This is a genomic window from Cellulophaga omnivescoria, assembly GCF_027915275.1.
Lineage (GTDB): Bacteria > Bacteroidota > Bacteroidia > Flavobacteriales > Flavobacteriaceae > Cellulophaga > Cellulophaga omnivescoria.
Window position 1 is genome coordinate 2,577,366 of the sequence record NZ_CP115819.1, and the last position, 21,391, is coordinate 2,598,756.

General features: G+C 31.6%; 11 protein-coding genes. 1 reads left to right on the forward strand and 10 read right to left on the reverse strand.

What is annotated here, in order from left to right; translation table 11 throughout:
- Positions 1-6 precede the first annotated feature (6 nt).
- Together PBN93_RS11600 and PBN93_RS11605 are read right to left on the reverse strand one after the other, a co-directional pair.
- Positions 7-717 (reverse strand): response regulator transcription factor, encoded by a 711-nt coding sequence (locus tag PBN93_RS11600; RefSeq protein ID WP_077406307.1) that lies wholly within the window; start codon positions 715-717, stop codon positions 7-9.
- The gene (locus tag PBN93_RS11605) at positions 717-2,108 is read right to left on the reverse strand and encodes a sensor histidine kinase (RefSeq protein ID WP_077406310.1); all 1,392 of its coding nucleotides are present in this window, start codon (positions 2,106-2,108) and stop codon (positions 717-719) included. Before PBN93_RS11605 ends, PBN93_RS11600 begins: the two co-directional genes overlap by 1 nt.
- Before the next feature lie 241 nt (positions 2,109-2,349).
- Here PBN93_RS11605 and PBN93_RS11610 point away from each other — a divergent pair, with 241 nt between their 5' ends.
- Entirely contained in the window at positions 2,350-4,779 is a 2,430-nt protein-coding gene (locus PBN93_RS11610; protein WP_077406313.1) for a DUF5916 domain-containing protein, read from the forward strand.
- Positions 4,780-4,781: 2 nt separating this feature from the next.
- On the opposite strand, the gene PBN93_RS11615 is transcribed toward PBN93_RS11610, so the two are convergent.
- The 8 genes from PBN93_RS11615 to PBN93_RS11650 form a co-directional block, all read right to left on the reverse strand.
- Positions 4,782-5,375, reverse strand: a complete 594-nt coding sequence (locus PBN93_RS11615) for a TetR/AcrR family transcriptional regulator (protein WP_077406316.1) — start codon at positions 5,373-5,375, stop codon at positions 4,782-4,784.
- Positions 5,376-5,386: 11 nt separating this feature from the next.
- Entirely contained in the window at positions 5,387-6,805 is a 1,419-nt protein-coding gene (locus PBN93_RS11620) for an efflux transporter outer membrane subunit (protein ID WP_077406319.1), read from the reverse strand.
- Between the two features lie 5 nt (positions 6,806-6,810).
- A complete protein-coding gene (locus tag PBN93_RS11625; RefSeq protein WP_077406322.1) occupies positions 6,811-9,948 on the reverse strand; it encodes an efflux RND transporter permease subunit in 3,138 nt (1,045 codons plus the stop codon).
- 21 nt (positions 9,949-9,969) lie between these two features.
- On the reverse strand, positions 9,970-11,100 hold the full coding sequence (locus PBN93_RS11630) for an efflux RND transporter periplasmic adaptor subunit (protein WP_271080713.1): 1,131 nt from the start codon (positions 11,098-11,100) through the stop codon (positions 9,970-9,972).
- Between the two features lie 13 nt (positions 11,101-11,113).
- The gene (locus PBN93_RS11635) at positions 11,114-11,605 is read right to left on the reverse strand and encodes a GbsR/MarR family transcriptional regulator (RefSeq protein ID WP_077406328.1); all 492 of its coding nucleotides are present in this window, start codon (positions 11,603-11,605) and stop codon (positions 11,114-11,116) included.
- Between the two features lie 366 nt (positions 11,606-11,971).
- The gene (locus PBN93_RS11640; protein WP_077406331.1) at positions 11,972-13,516 is read right to left on the reverse strand and encodes a RagB/SusD family nutrient uptake outer membrane protein; all 1,545 of its coding nucleotides are present in this window, start codon (positions 13,514-13,516) and stop codon (positions 11,972-11,974) included.
- Between the two features lie 18 nt (positions 13,517-13,534).
- Positions 13,535-16,567 carry a SusC/RagA family TonB-linked outer membrane protein gene (locus PBN93_RS11645; protein ID WP_077406334.1) on the reverse strand — a complete coding sequence of 1,011 codons (3,033 nt, stop codon included), beginning with the start codon at positions 16,565-16,567 and terminating at the stop codon, positions 13,535-13,537.
- A 661-nt stretch (positions 16,568-17,228) separates the two neighbouring features.
- Positions 17,229-21,362: a hybrid sensor histidine kinase/response regulator transcription factor gene (locus tag PBN93_RS11650; protein ID WP_271080714.1), complete on the reverse strand. Its 4,134-nt coding sequence runs from the start codon at positions 21,360-21,362 to the stop codon at positions 17,229-17,231.
- Between the last annotated feature and the right edge of the window lie 29 nt (positions 21,363-21,391).

Consider the following 21,391-nt stretch of genomic DNA (forward strand, 5'->3'; position numbering starts at 1 on the left):
TACATTTTACTCCTTAATTTTAAAGGTTAAGCCAACACCACGCGCACTCTCTATAGAAATGTTGTTGTCTTCTTTAAAATATTTACGGAGTCTACTAATAAAAACATCCATACTTCTACCAGAGAAAAAATCGTCTGTACCCCAAACCGCATTAAGTAATTGATCTCTTTTTACCATTTGGTTTTTGTTCTCAAAAAAATAGGCAACTAACTGAGCTTCTTTTTCCGTTAGGCGTTGTATTTTGTTATTAAAAAGTAGTTGGTAGTTAACAGGGTTAAAAACATAGGCGCCTATGTTGTAACTGCTGTTGTTTTTTGATTGATGAATGATTTTTTGTGTTCTTTTTAATATATTTTTTAATCGTAATACTAAAATATCTGCTTCAAAGGGTTTTACTATATAGTCATCTGCTCCTAGCTTTAATCCTTTAATTTTATCTTCCTTCATTTTTTTTGCAGTTAAAAAAACAAAAGGAGTTTCTGGGCTATTGTTTATTATTTTTTCGGCTAAGGTAAAGCCATCCATTTTTGGCATCATTACATCAAAAACACAAATGCTAAAAGGGTTGTTATTGGTAGCCTCTAACATAAAAATATCTAAAGCTTCTTTTCCATCTTTTGCCCAGGTAACCATAAAATTGTGAATTTCTAAGTATTGTTTTAAAATACTTCCAAAATCAAAATCGTCCTCGGCTAATAAAACAGTTGTTTTTTGCATTAGTTTATAGGTGTTTTAATAGTAAATGTTGTTCCTTTATGCAATTGGCTTTCTATAGCAATAGTACCGTTGTGTGCATTTATTATTTGCTTTGTATAATATAATCCTAATCCTAACCCTTTTACATTATGTAAATTGCCCTCTGTTACTCTATAGAATTTATCAAAAATTAAGGAAATATTTTTATCAGGTATACCAATACCGTTGTCCTTAATTACAATAATATACTCCCCATTAATATGTTTGGTTTCTATAGTAATATGTATAGTTTCTTTACCATATTTTACTGCATTTTCTAATATGTTTAGTAATGCTGTGGTAAAATGAAACTTATCTATACGTATTAAAACCTCTGTATTGCAAACTTTATTTGTAATGGTAACATCTTGCTGTTGTACAGATAATTTAAAATCTTCAATTAAGTTTTTAAAATATTCATTGTCTACAACTTGTTCTTTGTTTAAAACAATTTCTTTAGAACTAAGACTATTGGTCATTACTTGGTCTATTAGTTTTTGCAGACGTTCATTTTGCCTGTCTACAATATTAAGTGTGCCATTAAATATATCTTGGTTGTTTTTAATTTCTGTTTTTTTAAGACTTTTAGATGCTATACTTAATGTAGCCAATGGTGTTTTTAATTCGTGCGTTATGTTATTTATAAAATCGGTTTTAATGGCTGTTATTTTTTTCTGATTTATTAAATTTTTAATGGAGTAATACAATAGAGCAATAACTATTAAAAATATAAGTACAGATGCAAAAAACAGAAATGCCATTCTTTTGTATACAATGCTTTTCCAGTCTTTAATTACAATTTTATTTTCCGTTTTAACTTCTAGGTCAAAGGTGTTAAACTTAATTTCTCCATCTACTTTTTCTACAAATTCTTGCTCAGAAAACCACTTAGCGTTGTTAATGGTTTTAGAGTCTTCATCTTTAAAATCTTTGCCAAATAGTCTACATTCATTTTTACCAGCAGAAAAAATAGTGTCATTTTTAGTATCATCTAAAATAACTACACTAGTTAAATTTATTTTAAAATCTACATCATAACCTAAGTTTACTTTTTTTAATTCTTTGTCAAATATTTTTTTAAACTGAATATTTAAGCTGTCGCTTTTTTCATTAGATCTACTTACAATTTGTGCTTTAGTTAAGCGATTGTTTTTATAATCTGCTATATAATTTTTTAAATTTTCTCCCCATACATTGTAAATAGAATCTAGTTTAGGGTTGTCATCTATTACAGAAATAACATCTGTTGTTTCATTAATAAATGCTTTCTTTTTTAGTTGATAGGTGTTATTTATTAAGTATGCCTGTATAGATGATAATGCTATTAAAACCAGTATAGCGGTACTAATTAATATGGTTGTTTTGTTTTTCATTGGTTATTTTCTGCTAGTCAAAAATACCAATAAAGCTACATTAAGTAGCACAAACACCAGCCGTTAACCCTTCGTTAACGTTAATACAGGCTGTATTTATAGTGTTTTAGGGTCTTTTGCATTTATGTTAATTTCTTCAGCTTTTTTGAAGTCTTGCCATTAACTACCCTTTAACCTTGGGTTAACCAATTTATTAATAGAACAACCCCACATTTGTTGCATCAACTAAAAACAACTAATTATGATATTTTATGCAAAAAAAAGTAAATGCTTGTTATTAACTATAAGCGTGTTTGGGTTATTATTACAAAAGGTAGCAGCTCAAAAAAGTATAACCATACATAAAACTAAAGAAACTATAAAGATTGATGGAGAGGCAAAAGAAGCAATTTGGCAACAGCATTTAATAACAGGTAATTTTATACAAACTTTGCCAGAAGCAGGTAAACCATCTAAACAAAAAACAGATATAGCTATTTTATTTGATGATAGTTACTTGTATGTTTTAGGTGTTTTATATGTTGATGATAAAAAGGAAATTAGTAACCAATTAACAGCCAGGGATGATGTGGGTAACGCAGATGTTTTTGGCATACAAATAGATCCTTTTGGAGAAGCAAGGGAAGGTTATGATTTTTCTGTGACCGCTGCTGGAGTGCAGTCAGACCAGAAATTAAGCGCTAATGACTCTTACTCTAATTACAATGTAGTTTGGCAAAGCAAAGTAAAATTATATGATGATAAATGGGTTGTAGAGATGAAAGTACCATTTAACAGCATACGTTTTCCTAAGGGAGATTTAAGTAATTTTAAAATCAATTTTCAACGCATAACAAATGCTTTAAATGAAAATGCTTATTGGAATCCCATACGGTTAGACGTAGATGGATATTTAAATCAGCTTGGAAAATTAACTGGATTGAGTAATATAGCACCGCCACTAAATTTATCATTTAACCCCTTTGTATCTGTAGTTACAGAAAAGAGTCCTACAGGAATTAAAAACACAACTTTTAATGGTGGTTTAGATGTGAAATATGTGCATAAAAACGCGTATACTTTAGATGTTTCATTAATTCCAGATTTTAGTCAGGCTCCCTCTGATGATCAAATTTTTAATTTATCTCCTTTTGAAGTAAAGTTTAATGAAAATAGACAGTTTTTTGTAGAAGGCACAGAGATTTTTGACAAAGGAGGTTATTTATATACACGTAGAATAGGAGGTGAGCCAATAGCTAAAAATAACATTAATTTATTTGATGATGAAGAGGTTGAAGACAACCCTGCTACCTCTAACATTATTAACTTAATAAAATTTACAGGTAAGTCTAAAAATGGCATGTCTATTAGTGTTTTAAATGGTATAACAGCTAAAAGTGAAGCGAAAATTAGAAACACAAATACCAATACTACAAGAAAATTAGAAACTAATCCGCTAACAAATTATAATGCAATTGTTTTAGATAAAGCCTTAAAAAATAACTCATCTTTAACTTTTATAAATAACTCTGTATTGCGCAGTGGCACTGCTTATGATGCTAATTTAACGGCTCTTTTATACAGGTATTACAATAAAAATAGAACCTACTCTATGTACTTTAAAAAGGCGCTGTCACAAAAATATTTAAGGGGCGTAGAAGATCAATTTGGTCACGAATATTTTGGCTACGCAGCAAAAGTTAGTGGTAAATGGACAGGTGGTGTATCTGTAAAGTTATTAGATGATAAGTTTGACTCTAATGATTTTGGATATTTGTCTAGAAATAATGAGTTAAGATTTAGAGCAGACTTAAAATACACCAACAATAATCCAAAAAAAATGTTCTCTAGATACCAAATTTTTCTAGATCACCAGCAGAGGTACTATTACAGTTTAATGAAGCAGGAGCAAACGTATTATAAATTAGGTACCTATGGCGTGTTTAAAAAAAGCAACCATACATTTTTTGCAGAGTTTAGATATATAGAAAAAAGTAAAAACTTTTTTGAGGCTCGCACAAAAGACATGCATTTTAATTTGCCAGCGCAAGCTGAGACATTTTTAGAGTACCAAACTAATGATAATAAAGCTGTTTCTATAGCTGGTTATTTGGTTCTAGTAAAATATTTTAATTCTGATATTTATAGTAGAGAGTTTATTGCAGGTTATGGACTTAACGCAAGAGTTGGCCAACATTTCTCGGTATATTTTAGTCAGGCTTTAGAAGACAAACCAAACGGAGTAGGCTTTATAACAAAACAAAATAATGATATAATTTTTGGTAGCAGAAAAGTAAACGAGTTAAGTAATGCTGTTACTTTAAATTATGCGGTAAACTCTAAATTAAATGTAAATATGCGCTTGCGTCATTATTGGATAACTGTAGATTATAATAACCAATTTACACTAAAAAACAATGGTGATTTTAAGACAAATAACTATGCTATTAACCCAGATGATTTTGATGATAATTTTAACCAGTTTAATATAGATTTTATATCTAAATGGCAGTTTGCACCAGCAAGTGAAGTTAGTTTAGCTTGTAAATTAGGTTCTAACTTTTATGATACAAATGTAAACTCTAATTACGGTACAAATTTAACTCGTGTTTTAGAGGAGAAAAGCAGTACAACAGTATCTCTAAAAATGACCTATTTTTTAGATGCTAATATTTTAAAAAAGAAGCGTTAATGTTAATTGTAATAAGGGTTAGCGTAGTTTTTTGTGGTAATACCCTTTAAATTATATACAATTAAATGTTTTAAAATAATATCAGTATCGTAAAGGGTAAAAAGATTATCTTCAGTAAACGCAATAGACTCTACCTTGTAAAAATATAATTCTATTACCAATTTTAGGTTTACATTGGGTAAAATTAATCCTTTTTCTTTAGCATTTTTTAAAAGATTTAGAACAGTGCTAAAGGCAAGTTCTTTTCTAAAATCATTAAAAGTTGTATATGCTTTAGGATAGTATTTTTTTAAACCAAAAATAAACGAGGGTTTAAAGTATCTTAAATACTCAAACCCTCGTTTGTATATTAATATAATAGTAAGTATATCGTCATTAGTATTGTTTTTAACAATATCATTAATATCCAATTTATAATCGTTTATTAAAGACGCAACACTTTTGTTCACTAAAGTTTCTTTGTTTTTAAAATGTACATAAATTGTTTTTTTAGATATCCCAAGCGTTTTTGCTAACTCATCTAAAGTAATACGTTTACTTCCAAATTTTGTAAAGTTGGATTTAGCACATTCTAAAAGGTCCTTTTTAGTGATCATTACTACTTATATTATTTCCAACCGCCACCAAGTGCTTCATATAAATTTACAATACTTGTTAGTTGCTGTAATTTGCTGTCAATAATACTAAGTTCTGCATTTAAAGCACTTTCTCTTGCAGTTAATAAATCCAAGTAATTTGCGTACCCATTTTTAAGTAACTCTTCAGAGTTTTGCTCTGCTCTACGTAAAGCTTCAACTTGCTTTAATCTGTATTCATATTTCTCCGTTTCTGCATTGTAAGTATACAAAGCATTAGATACCTCAGAACCAGCAGTTAAAAGTGTCTTTTTAAATTGTAATAAGGACTGCTCTTGTTGTGCTAAAGCAACTTCTTTTTGTGTTTTTAGCCTTCGCTGATTAAAGATAGGCTGCGTTAAACCACCAACAATATTTGCAAAAAGTGAGTTAGCGTCTAACAATTTATCTAACTCTAAACTTTGGTATCCGCCAGATGCTGTTAATGTTAATGAAGGGTAAAAGTTACTCCTTGCAACATTTGTAAGCTCAAAAGAATTAATTAAACCATATTCTGCCGCCATAACATCTGGTCTGTTGCTAAGTAATGTAGCAGGTACACCAATTGCCAAGTCGGTTTCTATTTTTTGTATGTCTAAACTATTTCTTTTAAAGTTTTGCGGAGCTTTACCTAATAAAATGCTTAACGTATTTTCTGTTCTAAAGATAGCAGCTTCAAGATCTACCTTTAAAACTTTAGCACTGTTATATTGTGCTATGTTTTGGTCTACTGCAACTTGCGTTACATTACCTGCATCTTTTAAAGCTTTAATTGTTTCTACACTACTTTCTCTGGTCTCAATAGTTTTTTTGGTAATAGCCAATTGTGCATCTAAAGCCAACAGGTTGTAATACGTATTAGCAATACTAGATATAAGCTGTGTTTTTACTGCTTGATGACCAGCAACACTTTGCATGTATGCAGCTTGTGTAGCCCTTTTATTACTTCTTATTTTTCCCCAAATATCTGCTTCCCATGATAAGTTTGCAGTAATGTCATACTGGTCTGTAGAAGTATTACTTAAAAAAGAACCAAACTGACTGTTTTTAGATAACTCTTGGTGCGTGTAATTAGGTCCAATGCTTAATGTTGGAAAATAACCAGCTTTACCCTGTTTAGCATAAGCCTCTGCAGCAGCCAATTGTTGTATTGCAATTCTAATATCTAAATTGTTTTGCAATCCTTCTTGTATATATTGCTCTAAATAATTGTCTGTAAATAAATTTTTCCAAGACACATTTGCCATAGATATACTATCTGTAGGCAAATTGTCTGTTCTGTATAGAGCCTCGGTTTGTGGTAACTCTGGCCTATCATAATCCTTAGCAACAAAACAGCTTTGTAGTGTAAAAGCAACAACTACTATAAGCGCTGTTTTGCTAATAAATTTATATTTTATTGTAGATTTCATAATTTTTATTCTTCTGTAGTTTGAATTGCTGGTTTACTAGATATTTTTTCTTGTAACCATTGAAATAAAATAAACAGTATAGGAATAACAAATACCCCTAATATGGTACCAATTAACATACCACCTGCAGCACCCGTACCAATAGAGTTGTTACCTTCTGCACCAACACCTTTAGCTAAAGCCAATGGCATTAGACCTAAAATAAAGGCAAAAGATGTCATTAATATTGGTCTTAAACGAGATTTAGCACCATCTATGGCGGCATCTACAATAGATTCTCCGGCTCTTCTACGCTGTAGTGCAAACTCTACAATTAATATGGCATTTTTAGCAAGTAGACCAATAAGCATTATTAATGCAATTTGAAAATAAATGTTATTTTCTAAGCCTAAAAACTTAGTACTTATATAAGCCCCAAATACACCAAATGGTAATGATAATACTACGGCAAATGGTAGTAAGTAACTTTCGTACTGTGCACTTAATAAAAAGTAAACAAACAAAATACTTAATATAAATATAAATGTGGTTTGGTTACCGGCGCTAACCTCTTCACGTGTTAAACCAGAATAAGCAACTGTGTAGTTACTTGGTAATTTGGCCGCTTCTTCCTCTATAACTCTAATGGCATCACCTGTACTAAAACCATCGTTAGTAGCACCTGTTATATTGGTAGAGTTAAATAAGTTAAAACGAGTTACAGATTGTGGCCCATATACACGCTCTAAGTTTATAAATTGTGTAATAGGTGTCATCTCACCAGTATTTGTTCTAACATACATACTGTTAAGGTCATCTACACTAGCTCGGTCATCTGGCAAAGCTTGTATGTACACTCTAAATTGCTTACCAAATCTAGAAAAATCTGAAGCATACACACCTCCAATATATCCTTGCAGGGTAGAGAAGATACTGCTAACAGACACTCCTTTTTCTTTAGCTAAAGGTACATTTATGTCCATTTCATATTGTGGGTAACTTGTATTAAATGAAGATTGTGCGTATTTAATTTCTGGATGAGACATTAAAGCCATAGCAAATTCTTTATTAGTTTTGTCTAAGTCTGTAAACTCACCTCCAAATTTATCTAACAAGTTAACTTCAAAACCTGCAGAGTTACCAAAACCACGTATACTTGGTGGAGAAAAGAAAATAATGTTTGCTTCTGGCATTGTAGAAACTACACCAAACAACTTGCCTGTTATGGCTTGTACAGATGTAGAAGGGTCTTCACGCTCAGACCAATCTTTTAATTTAATAATACCAAAACCATAGTTGGTACCAGCACCACTAATTAAACTTCTACCTTTAATAAAGTTAACAGCGGCAATACCATCTATATCTTTTATTTTAGCATATAAATCTTTTGCTACAGTGTTTGTTCTGTCTAATGAAGAACCTGCTGGTAACTCTATATTAGCAAAAATAATACCTCTGTCTTCATCTGGTACAAAACCTGTTGGTGTTGTTTGTGCAGCCCAGTAAATACCAACACCCGCAATTATTAATAGTAATACAGATACAAATTTTCTTTTATATAAGAACTGAAGAGACTTACCATACCTGTCTATAGTAGCATTAAAGCCACGGTTAAACAAAGTGTAAAAACGTTTTAAAGGACTTTTGCCTTTTAACTCTTCATCATGTTTATGCTCTTTTAATAATAAAGCACATAAAGCCGGACTCAACGTTAATGCATTTACCGCAGAAATTAAAATGGCAATAATTAAGGTAACTCCAAATTGCTCATAAAATACACCTGTAGGGCCAGTAATAAATGTTACCGGAATAAATACGGCAGCCATAACTAGAGTAATAGAAATAATTGCTCCAGAAATCTCGTTCATTGCTATAAGTGTGGCTTTCTTTGGGTTTTTAACACCATCATCCATTTTGGCATGTACAGCCTCTACAACAACAATGGCATCATCTACCACAATACCAATGGCCAGTACTAATGCAAATAGAGTTAGTAGGTTTATAGAATAACCAAAAACGTTTAAGAAAAAGAATGTACCAATAATAGATACAGGAACTGCAATTGCAGGAATTAAAGTAGATCTAAAATCTTGCAAAAAGATAAATACAACTAAGAAAACCAGTAAAAATGCTTCTACAAGTGTACTAATTACTTTTTCTATAGATGCGTTTAAGAATAAACTTGTGTCATAAGGAACAAATATATTTAAACCTTCTGGTAGGTCTTTTTCTACAGAGGTTAAAGTAGTTTTAATATTTTCTATAATTTCTTGAGCATTAGAGCCTTTGGTTTGAAAAATACCCATAAATACTGCAGGGTTTCCTAAACTCATTGCGTTAGATGAGTAAGATTGTGCATCTAACTCTATTGTAGCAACATCATTTAAACGTAAAAACTCGCCGTTGCCTAATGCTTTTATAACAATATCGCCATATTGCTTTTGTTCTTTAAAACGCCCACTATAAGTTAATGCATATGTAAATGCCTCACCGTTATTTTCTCCTAAAGAACCAGCAGCAGCCTCTAAATTTTGCTCTGCTAAAGCTGCAGAGATATCTGAAGGCATTAAGTTGTAAGCAGCTAGTTTTTCTGGCTTTAACCAAATACGCATAGCATAATCTTGCTGAGAAAATACAGATACATCACCAACACCACTAATACGTTGCATTGCTGGTATAACGTTAATTTTTAAGTAGTTCTGAATAAATGTTGCATCATAATCTTCATTTTCAGAATACATAGATATAAACATTAAAGCACTAGTCTCTTGCTTTTGCGTAGTAACACCAGTTTGTATTACCTCTTGTGGTAATAAAGGGTTGGCTCTGGCAACACGGTTTTGTACGTTAACTGCTGCTATATCTGCGTCTATTTCCTGATCAAAATAAACTGTTATTTCAGCCGTACCGTTGTTAGATGCGGTAGAGGTAATATAACTCATACCTTCTACACCGTTAATTTGCTCCTCTATTGGGATAATTACACTCTCTAATACGGTTTCTGCATTTGCTCCTGTATATGATGCCGACACCTTAATTGTTGGTGGCGCAATATCTGGATATTCTTCTATTGGTAAGCTTGTTATACTTATTATACCAAGTACAACAATAATAATAGATATTACTGTTGAAAGAACTGGTCTTTCAATAAATGTTTTTAACATAACTAAATAAGTTTATAATTTTTAGTTTTTAAATAATGTAGCTATAGGTTTTAAAGCATCATCAAAAGAAGTTTCTTGAGGCACTATTTCCATACCATTTTTTAATTTACCCACACCAGTTGTTACAATTTTATCTTTAGCATCTAAACCAGACTCTACAACATATAAGTTATCTACTGTAGACTTAATTTTAATTATTGATGTAGCTATTTTATTATCTTCACCAACTTTAAAAATCATAATATTGCCTTGTTGCTCATAAGTAGCCTGTTGTGGTACAACAATAGCATCTTTATAGGTATTAGGAATTTGTATTTTACCACTATTACCATTTGTTATTAAGCGGTTAGGGTTATTAAATACAGCTCTTAAACTTACAGTACCAGTACTAGGGTTTACTTGGCCTGTACTTGTTTGTATTTTACCTTTTTCAGCGTACTTGCTGCCATTTGCTAAAATTAAACTTACCTCTGGATAATTGGCTAGTTTTTCATTTAATGTCTTTCCTTCTGCTTTTTCTAAAAAGTCTAAATACTGAGTTTCATTTAGGCTAAAAAAAGCATACACTTTACTAATATCACTAACTGTAGTAAGTGGAGTAGGGTCACTTGGTGAAATTAAAGCGCCCTCTCTAAAATTTATAGCACCAACGTAGCCGTCTACAGGGCTTTTAATTGTAGCGTAACCAATATTGGCACTTACGCTGCTGTAATTAGCTTTTGCTTGTGCTAAATTAGCTTTTGCAGTTTCTAACTGTACAGGGCTAATAATATTTTTTTCTACTAATGGTATTAATTTGTTAACCTCTACCTGAGCTACATTAATACGTGCTTTAGCAGCACCAGCATCTTGACTTAAAGATTGTGTTTCTAGTCTAAATAGTACCTGACCCTTGCGTACTTTTTGTCCTTCATCTACTAAAACTTTTTGTATATATCCAGAGGTTTTTGCTCTAACGTCACTATTTACTATACCTTCTATGGTAGTAGGATACTCTGCATAACTTGTTACCGTTTTAGGTTGTAATTGTGCAACCGGAAATGGTGCTGGTGGTGCCTGTGGAGCTTGTTGTTCTTGCTTGTTTCCACAGCTAACAATGACAAGGAATGCTGCCACTGGAATTATAATTCTACTAATAGTTCTCTTTTTCATCTTTATTTTGTCTTTATAGGTTAATGTTGTCCACGTTTAGTTTTGAGATGGACGTAATTGCTTGGTTTAAAAATTGTATGTAATTGTTATGAAATGTTAAATCAAATTTTTCATTTTCTTGGGTGTTTTCTAAATCATTAATTTCCTTTTTGTAGTCCCTAACTTCCTCGTGTAATTCTCGCTCTACTTCCCATTTCTGAATCATATTAGAAATGTGACTTTTTATTTTATTGGAAGTAATAACGTAGTACTTTTTACGGTCTCCCGTTTTTGTAAAATATTCTATCTCCTTTATATCTGATAAGTAATTTAATTGAGTAGATATTGTGCTTTTACTGGCACATAACAATTGTACTAAGTCTTCAAAAGTGGTTCCTATTTTTCCTGTAAGAATTATATATGCAAGCACCCTAGAGGCTATAGGAGAATATCCGTTGTTAGTCTCTATATGTACTCCTAATTTTTCTACAAGAGCACCTTTTTTACTACACATGTTCTTCTTCATTAGCTATTTTTTAAAAGTTCTTGTTTTTTATATTTTTTGCGATAAAAATAAGTGGCAAAGATACGCTTGGTTCGGTATGTTCCGAACTAAACGAAGTTAATTAATTGTTAAAGCAATATTTTTATTTAAACATCATAAAAACAGCACTTTATATTGTTTAATTGCTAATAAGTGGTCTATTTTTTTGTTAATATTGTGAAGTATAAAACGCTTGTTTTTTATATATTAACCCTTGTATATGCAAAAAAACCGGATAGAGCGTAAAAATTATACTCTATGCGATTTTATGTTAAAATAATTTTAAAAAAAATACGGCGGCATAAGATAACTTATACCGCCGTATTACATGAACTAAAAATCTAACTACTAATAACCAGGATTCTGATCTGCTTGTGTTAATTCAGAATTCTTTTCTATTTCTGTTTCAGGAATAGGGAATAAATCATTTTTAGATGTATAACCTGTACCTGCCAATTCTGTTGCGGCTTTACCCCAACGAACTAGATCCCAAAAACGTTGTCCTTCATGTGCTAGTTCTAAAAACTTTTCGTTAACAATAGCTTCAAACAAATCTTCACCAGCTAAAGATGCATCTACATCTGGTAAGCCAGCTCTATTTCTAACCTTGTTAAGTTCTGTTCTTGCTTCTGCATCTTTATTGTCTTTATTGTAAGCTTCTGCAGCTAATAATAACAATTCTGCGTAACGGTATAACCTATAGTTAGTGCCATAGTTTAATTCTTTTACACCATCAGAACTTGTATCTTCTTCTTTTGTAGCGTATTTAATTCTAATACCACCTTCATAATCCCAAACAGAACCACCAGTAGCAGCACTTTGGTCTACATTACCACCTGCAGCAATAAGTTCTTCTTCTGTCATTACAGTAGCTAATTTACGATCTGTGTCACCAGCAGCTTCAAAAGCATTTAAAAGTTTAGCCGTTGGTAAGTTAAATCCCCAACCATTAATTAAACCAACTGGAGATACATCAAAAATACCATCACCACGTGGTCCCATTAACTGTATGTGTATATTGTTTTCATTTCTTCCGCCCCAAGCAAAGTTACCCCAGTCTCTTCCGGTTGTAGAAATAAAACCAATTTCAAATAAAGATTCTTTTCCAAACTCATGGTTAATACTCCACGCGTCTTCTGGGTTATCTTCTAAATCGTGTGCTGGATTAGAAATTACCGCTTCAAAAAACGGAATGGCTTCTCCGTATAGGCCTTCAAAAACCAATACTTTACCCATTAAAGCTTGTGCGGCACCTTTAGAAACTCTAAAATCTTGAGCTAAAGCAGTCTTGTCTGGTAAGCCAGCAATTGCATCTGTTAAGTCTGCTTTTACTTGTGTGTAAATATCTGCTCTAGGAGATTTAGCAATACCAAACTCATCTGCTGTAGAAGGTATAGTTAGTCTTAAAGGAATATCACCAAACATAGTGGTAAGCTCAAAATAAGACCAAGCTCTTAAAAACTTTGCTTCAGCTAAAGCTAATTCTTTATTACTTAAATCACTTTCTTTAATGTTTTCTATAACTAAGTTAGATAATGAAATTGTTCTGTAAAACAAGTTCCAAACACTTTCTATAGACTGGTTAGATGTAGATACGTTTGCGTAATCATCTATATCTTGTAATTGTGGTTGATCTCCACTGTTACCACCAGCAGCATTCATATCATCACCAGGTAATTGTTTTACTAAAAATGCACTATGCCAGTCTACAGAGTAGGTGTGTTGCATTAAGTCATAAATACCAATTATTGCTGCATCTACGTTTTCTTCTTCAAGAAAAAATGTTTCCAAATCTTCTCCGTCTTCTCGCGGATTTGTTGTAAAATCCTCACTACATGCAGTAACTCCTCCAATAAAAAGGATAGTTACCATTGCGATTATAATTTTTTTCATAATACTATATCTATTTTATTAAAAGTCTAATGATAAACCAAATACTGTTTTAGCAGCTGTTGGATAAAAACCTCTATCTACACCAATAGAATTAAAGCTAAAGTTACCTATTTCAGGATCTAAGCCTTTGTAATCTGTAAATGTAAAGTAGTCATCTAAAGATACATAAAGTCTTAAATTGTTTATTTTTAGTCTTTCTGCAATCTTCTTTGGTAATGTATAACCAAATTGTATTTGTTTAATTCTCATGTAAGAGCCATCTTCTACCATTAAATCTGTGTCATAAGAATCTATGACATTAGCAGCACCAGGAAAAGTAGCTACATCACCAGGTTGTGTCCATCTTTCATTATAAAAGTGTACAGGTTTGTTGGTGATAGGTCTAGATGGTTGGTGGTAGGTAGCAAAAATATCATTACCAATGGTACCTTGAAACTGTAAGTTAAAATCAAAAGCTTTGTAGCCTAATGCAATATTACCACCAAACAATACATCTGGGTGAGGAGAACCTACCTTTACTTTATCTGCATTGTTTACAATAGTATCTCCGTTGGTATCTACTTTAATAACTTCTCCTGTTGCAGGGTCTATACCATCTGTTTTATAACCATAGAAATACCAAGATGGCTGACCTTCTGTAAAACGAGTAACACCATCTGGATTTTGTTGTGCCCCAGCACCAATAATAGAAGCACCTTCAGGAACAAATAATATTTCTGTTACTTCATTTTTTAAGGTAGATAAGTTAGCGTTTATATCATATCTAAATCCGCCGCTAGTTGTATCTCCATAGCCAAGTTCAAACTCCCAACCTTTATTTTCTATAGTACCAGCATTAAATTCATTAGATTGAAAACCAGCAGAACCAGGTGTAATTAAACCACCGTTGTTTACTATGGCATCTTTTGTAGTTTTTTTATAGTAATCTACAGAAAAATTTAACCTGTTTTCAAAAGCTCTAAAGTCTGCACCAAAATCTAATTGCTCAGAAGTTTCCCAAACTAAGTTAGGGTTAGAGTATCCAGAAATTTGAGCGCCTGTTTGTCCTTCGTAATTAATATCTACACCATTAATAGCTCTAATAACATAGGTTTTGTCTGCATTACCTATTAAGTTGCTTCTACTACCATTTTGTCCCCAACTAGCTCTTAATTTAGCATAGTTTAGTTTAGAGTCTTCTTTCCAGAAATCTTCTTTAGATAGTACCCAACCAGCAGAAAAAGCAGGGAATGTACCAGCCTTGTTTGCTTCCGGGAACTTATCAGACTTATCTCTTCTTATTGATGTTTCAAATAAATACTTACCAGCAAAATCATAAGATAATCTACCATACATAGACACCATATTATCTGGTGAAGGTAAAATATCTTTAACCTCTACTGTATACCCAGGTAAATCCAAATCAAAACCAGTAAATTGGTCTATGTCTACAGATCCGTTTCTAGATAAAACAGTCTCAAATCTAGTTTGCTCTGCAGAGTACCCTGCTAATACAGTAAAATTATGATCGTTTAATGACTTTGTATAAGATGCAAAGTTTTCCCATAACCACTTTTTAGTTTCATACTTAGTTTGTGATGTAGTGTACTTTGTGTTTGCAGCTTCAGAAGAAACATAGTAAGGAATTACATTGTTTCTAACTTCAGTTTTTCCGTTTTCATATCCAAATCTAGATGTAAAAGAAAAACCTTCAAATAAATTAAATTTTAAATATGCAGATCCTAAAAACTGATCTGTATCTGTAATTGTTTTATTAATGTCATTAGCAAAGGCTACAGGGTTAATAACCTCACCAGTAGAATAACTTGGGTAACCATATACTCTGCCATTACTAGATGTTAATACAGGAACACCGTTATCTGCAGACCTATCTAAAACAGATTGTGGTACTTGGCCATCTGCATAATAAACAGGAGTTAATGGATCTATAATTAACATATTTTGTATTACACCTCTGGTATCACTATTTTCTTGAATACCGTTTTTATCTGTAATAGAATAAGTAGCGTTAACACCAGCTTCTAACCATTTAGTTATGTCTGCCTTTATGTTAGCTCTAAAAGTAGAGCGCTCAAAAGAAGAATTTCCTTTACCAACAATACCGTCTTGGTTTAGGTTAGATGCAGACATATAGTATGATAATTTTTCTGTTGCACCAGAAAGGTTGATATCATTTCTAAACATTAACGCATTATCAAATGTTTCGTCTATCCAATTAGTATCATAACCATTTAAAGCAACATTGGCTTGTCCGGCTTCATTCATATACTGTACAAACTGTTCAGCATTCATTAATTCCATATCTGTTTTTACAGACTGTATTGCAAGTTGCGAGTTAAAACCAACTTTTAAGCCACCTTGTTTACCTCTTTTTGTTGTAATGATTACAACACCGTTTGCACCTTCTGTACCATAAATAGCTGCAGAAGCGGCATCTTTTAAAATTTCTAAATTAGCAATATCACCAGGAGCAATATCTACAATTGAAGAAGTTTTCATACCATCTACAATATATAAAGGGTCTGAATTACCACTAGAGCCAGCACCTCTAATTCTAATTTTTGCTCCAGAACCTGGTGCACCAGAAGAGGAAGAAACAGTTACACCAGAAGTTCTACCTTGTAAAACTTGCTCTACCCTTTGGCCAGATGTGCTTTTTATATCTTCACTATCTATACTAGAAATGGCACCTGTTACCAAGCTCTTTTTCTTAGTTCCGTAACCTACAATTACAACCTCGTCTAAGGCTTGTGCATCTTCTTGCATAGTTACATTTATGGTAGTTTTGCTGCCAACAGTTATAGTTTGTGGCACCATACCAATGTAAGTAAAGTCTAATTTGTCTGTAGATTTAACGTTGTCAATGGTGTAGTTCCCATCAAAATCTGTACTGGTCCCATTTGTGGTTCCAGATACAATAACGGTAACACCACCTAATGGTATACCGGCTTGGTCTGTAACAAGACCGCTAACAGTCTTTGTTTGCGCAAATGCTGTTTGTGTAATAATAATTACAAGTGTAGCAATCACGTGTTTTAACCTTATTATCATATTAAAAAGTTTAAGTTAGTAAAATAGTTTTGTGTTAGTTTATTGTGTTAGTATTGTGTTGTTAGTTTTTCATAAATTTTCCTTTCTTTTTTATGTGTTGTTAGTAATTAGTTGCGAGTGTTTTTTTGTTTAAATATATAGTTGTTATTTAAAAAGCTAGAATATGTATATTATAATAAATATGAGCAGTGCAATTATTGCAGCTATTAAGCCTATTTCTACTAGGCGTCTCATTTTAGAGTAGTTAATTTTCATACAACCAAATATACCTAGAGTTCTAAATTAGTTGTTAAAACATTTAAAGCGTTCACTACAAAATATGTAGCAAACACTTGTAAACACAGTTATTTGCAACATTTGTTGCATATGGTACAACATACGTTTTATTTCCAGTGGTATTGTTGTAGTATTGTAGTATTTTAAAATGTTAAAGTTTTGCGTAAACCCTATTCTAGTTTGCTATTTTTTGCTTTATATGTTATAGTTAAAAGACTATAAGTTGGTGTTTTTAACTTATAATTTGTAATCTTTATAGCAAACTATGGTTACTTTTTTATGATAAAATTAATAACTATTTGTGCTAGTTATTAATTTAAGGTGGTGATTTCTTTTGTTAAAAAGAGTGCCTTTTGTAGCTTAGTTTAATACATTATTTATACTATTATGCATTAGTAGGTTTAACATCTGTAGGCAGCATATCAAAATAGTTTTTAAAGCATTTTGTAAAGTATGAAGGTGATGAAAAACCAACCTTAAATGATACGTCACTAATGTTTGTATTGCCCATCTCAATAATTTGCTTTGCTTTTTGTAATCTTATATTACGTAAAAACTCGCTAGCTGTTTGGTTGGTTAATGCTTTTATTTTGCGGTAAAACTGACTTCTACTTAAATTTAATTCAGATGCTAGAGACTCTACATTTAATTCTGGGTCATCTATATTTTTATTAATATAAACCAATACCTTTTGTATAAATTCTTTATCTAATGATGTAGTGTTTATGTTTTTAGGTACATCATTTATTAAGCTAAAATATTTATTAAATATAAGTTGCCTACTGGTTATTAGTTGTGATACTCTTAGTTTTAAAAGTCGCATATCAAAAGGTTTTACCATATAGGCATCTGCACCAGTTTCTATGCCCTCTATACGGTCATCAATCCTTGCTTTTGCTGTTAACATTAGTAAAGGAATATGGCTAGTTCTAAGGTCGTTTTTAATACTTTTGCAAAATTTATAGCCATTCATTTCTGGCATAATAACGTCTGTAATAATAACATCTGGCAAAGATTCTTTAGCAATTTTTAGTCCCTCGGTACCATTAACAGCGGTTAGTACTTTGTATATGTATTTAAATTCATTTTTAATGTAGTTTCTTAACTCGGTATTATCTTCTACTACTAAAAGCGTGTGTAGGTTTGTACTACTATCTACATTTTCTGAAGGTAAATTAGTGTCACTAGTATTTTTAACTTTGTTATTGGTAATTGTTGTGCTTGCTATATCTGGTACAATTTCATCTTTAGAAAAGTGTGCATTGCCAGCGGGTAGTATTATTTTAAATTTTGTGCCTTTACCTACAGTACTATTTACTTCTACTTTACCTTTATGTAGTTGTACAAAACTTTTTACCACTTCTAGGCCTATGCCAGTACCGTCATAATACGTTTTATTTAAATTGTCTACTTGATAAAAACGCTCAAAAATACGCTTTACTTGTTCCTTTTTTAATCCAGGACCAGTGTCTGATACTGTTATTTTTATTGCCTTTACAGGTGATATTGGGTTTACTAATGGTAGTATTGTTAGCTTATTTTTTGGCTCTAATTTTATTTTAATTGCACCACCATTTGGCGTAACCTTCATAGCATTAGAAAGAATGTTAAAAATAATTTTTTCTAACTTATTTTCATCTGCCCAAATAGGTAAATCTTCTATAGCAGAACTTACCCATAGATTAATGTTTTTAGAGTTAGCCTCATCTGTAAAATGACTAACTATCTCTTTTGTAAAAGCAACTAAGTTTAATTCTCTAACTTTAATATTTACTTTATTCAATTCTAGCTTTCTAAAATCTAAAAGTTCATTAATTAAACGGTAAAGTCTATCTGTATTTTTATGTATTATATTAAGTTTATCTTTTGTACTTGAAGGTAAATCAAGGCTTGTGTCATTTAAAATATCTTTTAGTGGGTTCAAAATTAGCGTTAACGGAGTTCTAAACTCGTGTGATATGTTGGTAAAAAACTGAAATTTTTTCTCGTCTAAATCTTTTTCTTGTAAACGTTTATCTCTTTCGTTATTAATTATTTGCTTTTCTTTAATTCTACTTTGGGTCATTTTATTAAGTATGTAAACCCCTAATAAAAATAATAATATGTAAGCCGTAAGTGCCCAGACGCTTTTCCACCAGGGTGGTAAAATTGTAATTTTTAATTCAAGTGCATTTTCATTCCACACACCATCATTGTTAGATGCCTTTACTTTAAAAGTATAATTTCCTGGATCTAAATTGGTGTAGGTAGCATTTCTGGTGGTACCTACGTAATTCCAGTTTTTTTCGTATCCCTCTAAGTAATACGCATATTCATTTTTTTCTGGTCTTGTATAATTTATGCCAGAATACTCTATAGTAAATACAGATTGTTTATTGGTAAGGCTAATACTATCTGTTTCTGAAATTACTTTTTTTAATGGAGAGTTTAACTGAGTAGGAGTAACTTTTTTATTAAATAGCTTAAAATCTGTTAAATATATAGATGTTAAGTTTTTATTTGTTTGTATTTTGTTGGGGTCAAAATAATCTACTCCTTTATAGTTACCAAAATATAATTGCCCTTTACTATCTTTAAAAGTAGCATTAATATTAAAATCGTTAGAGAGTAAACCATCATTACTAGTGTAATTAATAATTTTATTGTTATTAATATCTATTTTAGATATGCCAGAATTACCGGTAACCCATATATTACCATCTAAACACTCTATAATACCACAAACATTTTCTTCTGTTAAGCCATTAAACTTATTGTACCAACTAAAAGTGTCTAATTTTGGGTTGTGTTTGCACAAGCCAGCTCCTTTTGTACCTATCCAAATATTTCCTAAACTATCTTCATGAAGAGTTAAAATATGATTTGCACTAGCTTGGTTTTTATATTCGTTAGACATACGGCTAGACATTGGAGTAACTATAAAATTGCCGTTGGTCATTTTTTTTATCCGAAATAATCCTAAGGTAGTCCCTAGCCAAATGTTATTTTGTTTGTCTACTAAAACTTTCCATATATCACTATTAGTTATTCCGTTTTTAATAAATACCTCTGTATTGAGTTGTGATAGTTTTTCGGTTTTAGGATTGTAAGAGTGTAAACCGCCATAAAAAGTACCAATCCAAATTGTGCCTTCAGAGTCCTCATCTATACTTAAAACGGTGTTAGATTCTAATTTGCCACCGGTATTATTAATATTAAAATTAATAAATTTGTTAGCCCCTTTTTTTAGCATATAAATACCATTATCCCAGCTTGCTGCCCAAATGTTTTCTTTGCTGTCTATAAATAGAGCTTCTATATAATCACTAGTTAAACCACTATAAACACTATTATCTTTTTTGTTTATATGAGTAAAGTTATTGGTTGTAGGGTTGTAAATGTCTATACCGCCGCCATCCATACTAATCCAAAGTTTGCCACTTTTGTCTTGTGCAATACCAGTAACAGATCCTAATTGTAATGAGTTAGGTGTGTTGTTAAGACTTTCTATGTTTTTAAATTTATCATACAACTTGTCGTAAACCGCAACTCCAGAGTTGTAATACCCCATCCATATACGATCATTACTGTCTAAAAATAAGGACCAAATAGAGTTGTATAAAATACTTTTTTCATCAGTTTTACTAGATAGATAGTTTTTAATAACGCTGCCGTTGGTGTTAATATGAAAGAGTCCGTTGTTCTCAGTACCCAACATTATAGTATTGTCTGGTAACTGAATCATAGAAAAAATTTTGGTATCAGAAATAGGGTAATTGCGGGTGTTTAATAAATGATCTATTTTATATAAACCATTATCTATAGTGCCCACCCAAATATTGTTGTTTTTATCCACCAACAAGGATTGTATGCCTTCTTTAATAGCAGACGAGTTGTCCTCTGTATTTAGTAAAGACTGTTTAAGTTTATTTGTATTGGCATCATACTCTTGTAAACCAATGCTGGTACCAGCATATATTTTGTTGTTTTTATCAATTTTTAGAGCATAAACATTTACAGGTAAATACTTGTATTGGTTTTCTATTTTTTCTGCTTTTAATGTTTTTAGGTTTAGTTTAAATAATCCTAAATCTACAGTTCCTATAAAAAGGTTACCGTTATTGTCTCCTTCTATACTGCGTATAGGAATATTTATTTTGTTTTCTTTTTCTTCAGTAGTTAGGTATATTTTTTTAAACTGATCATTATCTCTGTCATATAAATTTAAACCTTCCTCGGTACCAAACCATAATCGGTTTGTTTTATCTATGTATGACGAGTATACTAGGCTACTACTTAGTGAGGTTGTATCGTTTAAAATATGCTTGTAATAGGTGTAGTCTATACCATCATAACGGTAAAGACCAACACCGTTTGTACCCATCCAAATAAAGCCGTAATGATCTTGTACAATGGTAGATACACCAACTTTAGAAATACCTTCTTTAATACTAACAAAGTTATACTCTTTAGGTAAGTCTTGTGAATAAGTGGTTGTACAGAAAATTAATAAAAAGAAAAGGGGAATTATTTTCCTCATAAATGTTTGCACAATTTTTTAATAGTACA

Bases quoted from the DNA above. Each gene is read 5' to 3' on its own strand.
- PBN93_RS11615 (WP_077406316.1), bottom strand. From the start codon at position 5,375: ATGATCACTAAAAAGGACCTTTTAGAATGTGCTAAATCCAACTTTACA.
- PBN93_RS11630 (WP_271080713.1), bottom strand. From the start codon at position 11,100: ATGAAAAAGAGAACTATTAGTAGAATTATAATTCCAGTGGCAGCATTC.
- PBN93_RS11600 (WP_077406307.1), bottom strand. From the start codon at position 717: ATGCAAAAAACAACTGTTTTATTAGCCGAGGACGATTTTGATTTTGGA.
- PBN93_RS11625 (WP_077406322.1), bottom strand. From the start codon at position 9,948: ATGTTAAAAACATTTATTGAAAGACCAGTTCTTTCAACAGTAATATCT.
- PBN93_RS11650 (WP_271080714.1), bottom strand. From the start codon at position 21,362: ATGAGGAAAATAATTCCCCTTTTCTTTTTATTAATTTTCTGTACAACC.
- PBN93_RS11645 (WP_077406334.1), bottom strand. From the start codon at position 16,567: ATGATAATAAGGTTAAAACACGTGATTGCTACACTTGTAATTATTATT.
- PBN93_RS11610 (WP_077406313.1), top strand. From the start codon at position 2,350: ATGATATTTTATGCAAAAAAAAGTAAATGCTTGTTATTAACTATAAGC.
- PBN93_RS11635 (WP_077406328.1), bottom strand. From the start codon at position 11,605: ATGAAGAAGAACATGTGTAGTAAAAAAGGTGCTCTTGTAGAAAAATTA.
- PBN93_RS11620 (WP_077406319.1), bottom strand. From the start codon at position 6,805: ATGAAATCTACAATAAAATATAAATTTATTAGCAAAACAGCGCTTATA.
- PBN93_RS11605 (WP_077406310.1), bottom strand. From the start codon at position 2,108: ATGAAAAACAAAACAACCATATTAATTAGTACCGCTATACTGGTTTTA.
- PBN93_RS11640 (WP_077406331.1), bottom strand. From the start codon at position 13,516: ATGAAAAAAATTATAATCGCAATGGTAACTATCCTTTTTATTGGAGGA.